The sequence below is a fragment of the Bradyrhizobium sp. S69 genome (assembly GCF_009766005.1).
GTDB lineage: Bacteria > Pseudomonadota > Alphaproteobacteria > Rhizobiales > Xanthobacteraceae > Bradyrhizobium.
This window is the reverse complement of record NZ_LMUK01000060.1, coordinates 309,599-318,558: the sequence shown is the minus strand read 5'-3', so window position 1 is coordinate 318,558 and position 8,960 is coordinate 309,599. Positions and strand designations below refer to the sequence as shown.

Here is an 8,960-nt window from a genome sequence, read left to right as displayed (position 1 = left end):
CGTACGCATACGACGAAGACCGCCTGATTGACGCATGCGCGCGGGCACGGCGAGTTGTATGATGGCGATGCGTGAAGGTCAGGCGGCTTGCTGATCGGTGGGGTTGTCGGCTTGGCGCAGGAGCTTCCATTCCCAGGGCAGCAGCTCGTGCAGACGCGATGCGGGAAGATCGGCGATACGGGCGAGGATGTCGGCGAGCCAGGCTTTGGGATCGACGTCGTTCAGGCGACAGGTCGTAATCATCGTCAGCATGATGGCGGCGCGGTCAGCGCCACGCAGACTGCCGGCGAAGGTCCAGTTGCGCCTTCCCAAAGCGATGCCGCGCAACGCTCTTTCGGCGGCGTTGTTGCTGAGGCAGATCCTGCCATCGTCGAGGAAGCGGGCGAAGTCGTCCCAGCGCCTGAGCATGTAATTCATAGGCTTCAGGACCTCGGAGGAGCGCGATAGGGTTTCTCGCTCGCGGAGAAGCCAGGCGTGCATGTCGTCGAGCAGCGGTTTGCTTCTCTCCTGGCGCACGGCACGCCGCGCGTCGGCACTGCGGCCGTTGATGGCGCGCTCGATCTCGAACAGGGCGTCCAGACGCCTGACCGCCTCCAGCGCGATCGGGGAGACCGGTTTGCCTTTCTGTCCGTCCCGGGCGGTTTTCTCGATATCGGCCAGCTCGAAGAAGCCCCGCCGCGCATGGGCGAAGCAAAAGGCCGGCGTGATCGGCATCGCCTTCTTCTGCGGGTCGAACAGCGGCTCGAAGCCATTGTAGCAATCGGCTTGCAGGATGCCGGTGAAGGCGGTCAGATGCTTCTGCGGATGCTCACCTCGTCGGTCGCTCGAGGCGTAATAGACCGCCGCCGGCGGCGCAGGCCCACCGTAGGGCCGGTCATCCCGCACATAGGTCCAGATTCGCCCGGTCGTGCACTTACCCTTGGCCAAGATCCGGATGGTGGTGTCGTCGCCATGAAGGCGCTCGGCCGACAGCACATGCCGCTCGATCAGTTGGAACAGCGGCATGACGGCGAAGGTCCCGTGGCCGACCTGGTCGGCCAGCGTCGATAGCGGCAAATCGATCATCTCAGCCTTAAAGCGCACGCTCTGGCGGTTGAGCGGGATATGCATGCCGAACTTGTCGAACAGGATCGTCGCCAGCAATTGCGGACCGATGAAGCCGCGCGGCGTGGCATGGAACGGTGCCGGCGCCTGGCTGATCTTCTCGCAATCGCGGCAGGTGAACTTTTCCCGCACCGTCTCGATCAGCTTGAACCGGCGCGGGATCTCCTCCAGCGTCTCGGTCACATCCTCGCCCAGCTTCGCCAGGCGCGATCCGCCGCAGCATGCACAGCTCGTCGGGGCCTCGATGACGACGCGCTCGCGTTCGATGTCGTCCGGCCACGGCTTGCGCACCGGCCGCTTGCGTGTGAAGGCGCGCACGGCCTGGGTTTTCGCCGCGGCGGTACGTGCGGCAAGCTCATCCTCGCTCGCCGTGGCGACGAGTTCTTCGAGCTCCAATTCCAATTGCTCGATCAGCCGCGCCGTGCGCTCGGAGCGCTGCCCGTACAGTTCGCGCTTGAGCTTCTCGATCCGCAGCTCGAGGTGCGCGATCAGCGCCTCGTTGGCCGACAGCTCCGCCCGCGCACTGGCAGCTACCGCCTCGGCTTGCAGCCGCGCCTCACGCTCGGCCTGCAGCGCCGCCAGGGCACTCACGAGGTCTGATGGAAGGTCGTTCGGCTTCGATATCATGAAGCCATTGAATCAGATCACGTTGCAGATTCAAACAGTAAAACGGCTATCCGACCCGCGTTGGTCGCAGCGCTTCTTGAGGGTTGCGCCAATCGATTCCGGACAACAGATAGCTCATCTGCGCCGGTGAGATCGTCACTGCTTCGCCCGCAACCGATGGCCAGATGAACCTCCCTCTCTCGAGTCTTTTGGCGAACAGGCATGCCCCCTGGCCATCGTGCCAGATCACCTTCACAAGATCGCTTCGGCGACCGCGGAACACGAACAGATGACCGCTGAGCGGGTCCTTGCGCAGCACCTCCTGAACTTGGAGTGCCAACGACGGAAAGCCTCGGCGCATGTCCGTGTAGCCTGTCGCCAGCCACACTCGCGCGCCCGTCGGAACCGGGATCATCGGCGAACCAGAGCATCGAGAACGCGACGTAGCGCGTCTCCATCAACGTCGCCATCGACCCGGATGCGGTGCCCGCTACCAAGATCAATCTCGATGATGCCCTGGCTCTTCCGTCGACGCGCCGCCGTCGTCGTCAATGGCACTTCGGCCACCTCCCGCGGCGGCGCGGACGGCCCAATCTCGACCGGCACGAACGGCGCTGCGCTCGCTTCACCATCCTTGCAAAGCTCTTTGCGCCACCTGAACAGCTGGCTCACATGAAGGCCGGCCATGCGAGCCACCTCGGAAACACTCGCTCCGGGCTCGAGCGATGCTGCAACAAGCCGTTCCTTCTCATCCTGCGACCAACGGCGCCGCCGCTCGACCGATGTGATAACCTCTGCCCGCGAAATCGTCATAGCGCTTCTCCTAGGATTACCCCTAGGACCTGCAGCCCTCGCGTCCCTCAAACAAGACGGCCTTTGGCGGAGGGATACCATCGATCTGCTTCAAGCCAGATTAATCGGCGCGGAATAGGAGCTGCACCAAAATTGCGTCAGAGCCAATATTGCAGGCCGAATGACACCCGCGCCTCGGCCCGTTGCTCAGACTGTGCATGATGCCAACCGCCAGACTCTGAGTTCTACTGGATAAAAGCTGGGGGCAACGTCAATGCTGCTGCGAGTGAGCTTGAGGCGCTGGAACAGGGCGCTCGTCCATGTGGCGGAGGTATCACGCGGCAACTGTCGCGACAAGCGATGAGACAATTTCAGCCCAAAGCAATGCTAGTTACGTATCGCGCGTAGTCGCTTCTGCCCAGCGCCAATCCCAAGCGCTCAAGCTGTGCCCGATCAATGAACCCTTGGCCAAAGGCGACTTCCTCGGGGCAGGCAATTCGAACTCCCTGACGCCTTTCGAGCGTCGCTACGAACTCTCCAGCGTCCAAAAGACTGTCAGGGGTTCCAGTGTCCAGCCAGGTGAAGCCTCGGCCCATACGTTCGACCGCCAGCTGCCCGCGCTCGAGATAACGGCGGTTCAAATCCGTGATTTCCAGCTCACCTCTCGCGGACGGGTTTATGCTAGCGGCAATATCGACAACCTGGCTATCATAGAAATAGAGCCCGGTGACGGCGAAATTCGACTTTGGCAGCTTGGGCTTCTCTTCGATCGAGGTGGCATTGCCGGCTTCATCAAACGCGACCACACCGTAACGTTCGGGATCTGCGACCCGATACGCGAATACGGTTGCGCCCGTTGAGCGGGAACATGCGTTCCCCAATAGCATCGGAAGGCCGTGGCCGAAGAAAATGTTATCGCCGAGAATAAGGGCGGACGGCCCGCCTTCCACGAATTTGGCGCCGATGATGAACGCCTGCGCCAGACCCTCAGGCTTTGGCTGCTGCGCATATGATAGCGATAGCCCCCATTTGCTGCCATCCCCGAGAAGAGATTCGAATAACGGCAAATCATGGGGAGTCGAAATGATTAGAATCTCACGAATCCCCGCCAGCATCAGTGTGGTCAGCGGATAATAGATCATCGGCTTATCGTAGACCGGCAATAGCTGCTTCGAAGTCACCAAGGTCATCGGATAAAGTCGCGTCCCGCTGCCCCCGGCAAGAATGATACCCTTCAAGATGCTTTCCCCCGTTTAGGCTGCAGCAGACAATCGAGACAATCTGAGAGGGATTCTCTCATGGGCCGAAGGCGAATACCAAATGTAGCATTTAGCCTATCGGTCGATAGCCTAGAGTTTGCCGGCCGCAAGGCTGCGGTCGGATAGTCGGAAGTCGAGATCGGGTCAACCGGCACAGAGCGCCCTCCCCGCTCGGCGGCGCCACGAACGATTTCCTTCGCAAAACTGCACCAAGACAGAGTGTCCGGGCCCGCGAGGTGCGTCACACCTGCAAATCTTAGGTTCCAACGAGAACCCGTCACCTGGCTGGCGATGGCGATGATCGCGCCGGCGATATCCGGCGCATAAGTGGGGCACCCCAGCTGGTCGTCGACTACCCGAAGTCTATCGCGCTCAGCCGCAAGACGTAGCATAGTTCGCACGAAATTGCTGCCAAAAGGGGAGTAGACCCAGGATGTTCGAAGCACGATATGCTTCGGATTTGCTTCGACGACGGCGAGTTCACCCCCAAGCTTGGATCGGCCATAGACGCCTTGAGGAGCAACCGGGTCGCTCTCGATGTACGCGCCCTGTTTCTTCCCGTCGAACACGTAGTCCGTTGACAGATGGATAACCGGCGCGGCCTGTTGCGCCGCTGCTGCCGCAGCCGCGCGAGCACCGTCCCGGTTAATGGCGAATGCCTGATCTGGCTCAGACTCTGCCCTGTCGACGGCGGTATAGGCTGCAGGATTTATGACGACGTCGGGACGAAAATCGGCGAGCGCTTTTTCGATCGAAGATAGCCGCAACAGATCGACCTCGGGACGCGCGCCGTAGCCGAACACGATATTCTTATCGAGAGCTGCGGCTTCGCGCAGAGATCGAGCAACCTGGCCTTCGCCACCGATGACATATAGTCTCATTGCCACTCAGGCTTTCACCAGGCCCAGGCGCTCGCCGCTGTAAATGCGATCTCGCAAAGGCTGCCACCAGTCGGCTCGCTCAAGATACCAACGAACCGTTTTTTCAATTCCGGTCTCGAACGTCTCTTGGGCGCGCCAGCCCAACTCAGTTTCGAGTTTGGTGGCGTCGACCGCATAACGTTGATCGTGACCGGGACGATCGGTTACGAATGAAATCAGGTCGTGGCAAGAATTCTTGCTGGGGCGTATTCTATCGATCCACATGCAGATTTGCCTAACGACTTCAATATTTTGTCGTTCATTGCGCCCGCCGATATTGTAGGTCTCGCCTGGGCGTCCCTTTGCCAGGATAATGCCCAGCGCACGTGCATGATCTTCCACGTACAGCCAGTCGCGGACGTTCGACCCGTCACCATAGACGGGCAATGGCTTGCGATCCAGCGCATTGAGAATGATGAGCGGAATCAGCTTTTCAGGAAAATGATATGGACCGTAATTGTTGGAACAGTTCGATACGATCACCGGCAACCCATATGTCCGCTGCCAGGCCTTTGCCAGATGGTCCGAAGCGGCCTTTGTTGCCGAATAAGGCGAACTCGGATCATATGCGGTGGTCTCTGTGAACAGCCCATCATCTCCAAGCGAACCGTAAACCTCATCGGTCGAGACATGAATGAAGCGAAAGTCAATCCCGCTATTGGTCCGACGCGGTGCAACATAGCGACGAGCAGCCTCAAGTAGCGTGCAAGTGCCCAGGACGTTGGTTTTCACGAAGACGTCTGAGCCGGAAATCGAGCGATCGACGTGACTCTCGGCCGCGAGGTGAACCACGGCGTCTGGCTGATATTTGGCGAAGATCCTTTCGATCGCCTCGGGATCACAAATGTCATGCTTTTCGAACGCGTACCGCGAGTCGGAAGCAACCGGCGCCAGCGATGCCATGTTGCCCGCATAAGTAAGCTTGTCGACGACGACCACGTCGTGTTTCAAATCCGCAATGAAATGGCGGCACACCGCCGATCCGATGAAACCGGCGCCGCCAGTCACAAGCACTCGCATCCCCAACTCCTAGTGACTAAATTGAAAGGCAGGCGTCGCATCTTGGAGGCGGGGCTGCCTCCTGTCCTTGTCCGAGAGGACGACGTCCGCATTTGCTATCTGCCAATCAATTGCCAACGCCGGATCATCCCAAGCAATACCCCGATCGCAATCCGGTGCATAGTAATCGGTGGTCTTATAGATGACTTCGCAGTTGTCCTCCAGCGTGACATAACCGTGCGCAAATCCAGGAGGCACCCACAACTGGCGCCAGTTCGCCGCCGAAAGATCCACGCCCACATGCTGGCCGTAGGTAGGGGATCCCACCCGAATATCGACGGCTACATCGAGGATGGAGCCCCGCGCGCACCTCACCAGTTTACCTTGCGCGTGGGGCGGTGTCTGGTAGTGCAGGCCACGGAGGACACCTTTTTGCGTGGAGCGCACGTGGTTGTCCTGGACGAAGCTCGCTTTAACGCCTTGCGCCGCCAGAATATCCGCGCGAAATGTCTCGGAAAAAAAACCTCGCTGATCGCCATGCTTTTTTGGCGTCACCAGCACGAGTTCCGGGATCGTCAGTTTCTCAACTTGCATAGCCATCCACTCGCGGCCAGACTTCAAGCTGGCCCTTGCCGCTAAGCCGCTACCAAAACTACATATTTCCTCCAAGGTCAATTTCTACAGTTGGTATTTAGACCCGCCGGTCACTCTAAGTAGGCTTATGAGCACGTTTACCGCGTGCGCGCGCTTTGTAACACGCCCAATTTTCCCAGCGCCAATAGCGCCTACGGCATTTCCGGCAAAATGCCCCTAATTTGGTCCGTTGGCAACATGTGCCGAGACTCTAATCGCCACTGGATGAAAGTTCAGGGGCAGGTCAGACCCGCTCGGCTACGTGACCGACGTCCTCACCGGGATCGTCAATGGCCATCCCAACAGCGACATCGATCAGCTGCTACCTCGGCCTACCGACAAGCAGACCTTCAAGCCGTGGCCCGATACAACGCTTACGATCAAGCTTACCCGCAAAAACGCTCTCTTCGCAGTCTCCGATAGCGGCGCCGAGCATTGGTTATTCACGGACGACCAAACCAACTAGCCTACCGTGTTTTTATAGCAACTTATAGATCGATTTGAGCGTGTCGTGATTGAGCTTTTGCGCTCCCCCAACAAGAGAATGGTCGGAGAATGAAAGCGAAAAATGGTATTCTGGTGTACCTTGCGTAGATTGACGTACCAAGGTTGCGTCGCGGAGTTGAACACCAAAATGACGGCCAAGAGCGCAAACGCGGAGAGCACTGCATACCTCCGGCACCGCAAATGTTATGGAATATTTGTTCTGAAGCGCGTCTGCGATTCGAAACATCGCCGAGCACTGAGCAGATATTTGGAGAATTGTAGTACTCTGCATCAATATTTTACCAGAACGCGTTGTCACCGGAGGCATTTCGCTTTGTTCGAACGACGGCAACGGATCTACGATCGTTACCGGATTTCCAATCCGGCCTTCCAAATAATACCTCCAACGATTGAGAAAAAGGCTGCGATTTTTGGCCACAATTTGATTGATTTCCTCACCGCCCCACAGCGCTGATGAAGTAACATTCTCCTCGTGGATTACCACAATCTCACTCGCATAGTATGTGTAAAGACCCATGGCCCTCAATCGAAAGCAAAGATCGCAATCCTCATAGTAACCGGGGTCGAAAAGCGGATCAAAGCCTCCAACTTTGAAGAAAGAATCTCGTTCAACCAGCAAACATGCTGCGGAGCAGTAATCGACGATGTGGCTCCCATATTCAAAATGTGGGTCAACTTTGAGATTTTGCTGTCCCCCGCGCAAAGACATCCCGTTTGGCAACAAGAATGCGCCAGCCTCCTGCAACACTCCGCTGGGATAGAGAAACTTAGGCCCAACGGCTCCTGCCGAAAAACACGTCTTAAACTGGACGATCAAGTCGTTTATTATGTCGTCAATTGTTACGTCATTGTTCAAAAACAACAGAAATCTGCCGCGCGCGGCTTCAGCTGCAATGTTGTTTCCTTCACCGAAGAACATATTTTGCGAAAGACTGATTAATGTAGCACTTTGATCCAGCCCCTTCTTCAGAGTCGCCAGTTCAAAAGAATTGCTCCCGTTGTCTACAACTAAGATTTCAAAGCTGACCGAGCGCGTATGACGTTTGACGTTCTCTAGACAACGAAGAGTCAGGTCGCTCTTATTCCAATTCAGGATGATAATGGAAACCTCGGGTGGATCGACATCCGCTGTTTCACCTCCCCCAGCGAGATTTTGTGGGGATGAGAGAACAGCGGTCATTTCCCAAGCCTCTCTTTGATCCAGCGAATCGGAGCGGTAATTTTCCAGCTTGTCGAAGCTAGTATCGCTTTGTGTTCCTGCTTCCACGCGCTCTGAACACGAGCGATCTCCCTATCCTTCTGCGCGACTTCGCCGAGAAGCTTCCCGATTTCTGTGTTCTTTTGAGCGAGCTCAGAAGCACCCCGGGCTAATTCTGTGTCCTTTTGAGCGAGCTCAGAAGCACCCCGGGCTAATTCTGAATCAGCAAGCGAAGACATTGCTAGTAAAAGATTTATCTTCGCTTTAAGCTCAGCAATCTCGCGCATTTGAGTTTCTGGAACGAAACCCGACATAGATAAGTTACCTTCTTTAGATACTGTTTTGGTGAAAACACAACGATCAATTCTTAGCTTATTACCATTATGCGGCCTTACAACTGCGCTCGCCTAGAAACCGACTTCAGAAACGCCTGCACTCTCCGACAATTCGGAGTCGTGCTACCGGCTAGCTGGCCCACGTGCCGTCGTCCTGTGATTCTGCCCCCGTTTCCGGTTGCAAATCAAGGCCCCTTAAGAATCGACGGTATTAGGTAGTCGAGTTGCTGTGCGTGCGGGGGGACGGTAGGCCGCCGTCGACGCCGGCGCCCGGATCAGTGTCGTGCACGAACTGACGCAGTACGGCAACGATCAGGGACCAGTTTGTGCCCCTGATCGAGGCCATCGGGAAAAACTCGGCCGCAAGCCGGAACAGGGCTCAGCAGGCTGCGGCGAAGCCGATCTCGAAAACACACGGGATCGATGGCTATGTCGCGCCCGGATCGCCAAGCACCCAACCGCCGCGAACGGAAAATTGGCTGACCGCTGACCCAAGGGATGCGAAAGAAGATCGACAATGGCGGCTTCGTAAAGAGCCGGTTCCGGGAATTTGGACAGGACGATAAGTGGAATTTCTGCCTGAAAGCGGCGATGATGGCCGCGAACG

General features: G+C 57.3%; 9 protein-coding genes and 1 pseudogene. 1 reads left to right on the top strand and 9 read right to left on the bottom strand.

Features of this window, described 5'->3' with window-relative positions; genetic code table 11:
• Positions 1 to 78: 78 nt before the first annotated feature.
• The 7 genes from tnpC to rfbC form a co-directional block, all read right to left on the bottom strand.
• On the bottom strand, positions 79 to 1,731 hold the full coding sequence (tnpC, locus tag GSQ88_RS33160) for an IS66 family transposase (RefSeq protein ID WP_159012457.1): 1,653 nt from the start codon (positions 1,729 to 1,731) through the stop codon (positions 79 to 81).
• Between the two features lie 46 nt (positions 1,732 to 1,777).
• A complete protein-coding gene (tnpB, locus tag GSQ88_RS33155) occupies positions 1,778 to 2,125 on the bottom strand; it encodes an IS66 family insertion sequence element accessory protein TnpB (protein WP_159012456.1) in 348 nt (115 codons plus the stop codon).
• On the bottom strand, positions 2,122 to 2,523 hold the full coding sequence (gene tnpA, locus GSQ88_RS33150; RefSeq protein ID WP_159012455.1) for an IS66-like element accessory protein TnpA: 402 nt from the start codon (positions 2,521 to 2,523) through the stop codon (positions 2,122 to 2,124). Before tnpA ends, tnpB begins: the two co-directional genes overlap by 4 nt.
• A 350-nt stretch (positions 2,524 to 2,873) precedes the next feature.
• Positions 2,874 to 3,740, bottom strand: a complete 867-nt coding sequence (gene rfbA, locus GSQ88_RS33145; protein ID WP_159012454.1) for a glucose-1-phosphate thymidylyltransferase RfbA — start codon at positions 3,738 to 3,740, stop codon at positions 2,874 to 2,876.
• On the bottom strand, positions 3,737 to 4,642 hold the full coding sequence (gene rfbD, locus GSQ88_RS33140) for a dTDP-4-dehydrorhamnose reductase (RefSeq protein WP_159012453.1): 906 nt from the start codon (positions 4,640 to 4,642) through the stop codon (positions 3,737 to 3,739). Before rfbD ends, rfbA begins: the two co-directional genes overlap by 4 nt.
• A 6-nt stretch (positions 4,643 to 4,648) precedes the next feature.
• The gene (gene rfbB, locus GSQ88_RS33135) at positions 4,649 to 5,701 is read right to left on the bottom strand and encodes a dTDP-glucose 4,6-dehydratase (protein ID WP_159012452.1); all 1,053 of its coding nucleotides are present in this window, start codon (positions 5,699 to 5,701) and stop codon (positions 4,649 to 4,651) included.
• 9 nt (positions 5,702 to 5,710) lie between these two features.
• The gene (gene rfbC, locus GSQ88_RS33130) at positions 5,711 to 6,274 is read right to left on the bottom strand and encodes a dTDP-4-dehydrorhamnose 3,5-epimerase (protein WP_159012785.1); all 564 of its coding nucleotides are present in this window, start codon (positions 6,272 to 6,274) and stop codon (positions 5,711 to 5,713) included.
• Positions 6,275 to 6,560: 286 nt separating this feature from the next.
• Here rfbC and GSQ88_RS35440 point away from each other — a divergent pair.
• Positions 6,561 to 6,736, top strand: a pseudogene (locus GSQ88_RS35440) (transposase domain-containing protein); the annotation flags it as partial.
• Positions 6,737 to 6,791: 55 nt separating this feature from the next.
• Here GSQ88_RS35440 and GSQ88_RS33125 read toward each other — a convergent pair.
• A complete protein-coding gene (locus GSQ88_RS33125; protein WP_159012451.1) occupies positions 6,792 to 8,000 on the bottom strand; it encodes a glycosyltransferase family 2 protein in 1,209 nt (402 codons plus the stop codon).
• The gene (locus GSQ88_RS33120) at positions 7,997 to 8,332 is read right to left on the bottom strand and encodes a hypothetical protein (RefSeq protein WP_210253951.1); all 336 of its coding nucleotides are present in this window, start codon (positions 8,330 to 8,332) and stop codon (positions 7,997 to 7,999) included. The genes GSQ88_RS33125 and GSQ88_RS33120 overlap by 4 nt, the downstream gene beginning before the upstream one ends.
• Positions 8,333 to 8,960 lie beyond the last annotated feature (628 nt).

Bases quoted from the DNA above. Each gene is read 5' to 3' on its own strand.
- rfbC (WP_159012785.1), bottom strand. From the start codon at position 6,274: ATGCAAGTTGAGAAACTGACGATCCCGGAACTCGTGCTGGTGACGCCA.
- tnpC (WP_159012457.1), bottom strand. From the start codon at position 1,731: ATGATATCGAAGCCGAACGACCTTCCATCAGACCTCGTGAGTGCCCTG.
- tnpA (WP_159012455.1), bottom strand. From the start codon at position 2,523: ATGACGATTTCGCGGGCAGAGGTTATCACATCGGTCGAGCGGCGGCGC.
- rfbB (WP_159012452.1), bottom strand. From the start codon at position 5,701: ATGCGAGTGCTTGTGACTGGCGGCGCCGGTTTCATCGGATCGGCGGTG.
- tnpB (WP_159012456.1), bottom strand. From the start codon at position 2,125: ATGATCCCGGTTCCGACGGGCGCGCGAGTGTGGCTGGCGACAGGCTAC.
- GSQ88_RS33120 (WP_210253951.1), bottom strand. From the start codon at position 8,332: ATGTCGGGTTTCGTTCCAGAAACTCAAATGCGCGAGATTGCTGAGCTT.
- GSQ88_RS33125 (WP_159012451.1), bottom strand. From the start codon at position 8,000: ATGACCGCTGTTCTCTCATCCCCACAAAATCTCGCTGGGGGAGGTGAA.
- rfbD (WP_159012453.1), bottom strand. From the start codon at position 4,642: ATGAGACTATATGTCATCGGTGGCGAAGGCCAGGTTGCTCGATCTCTG.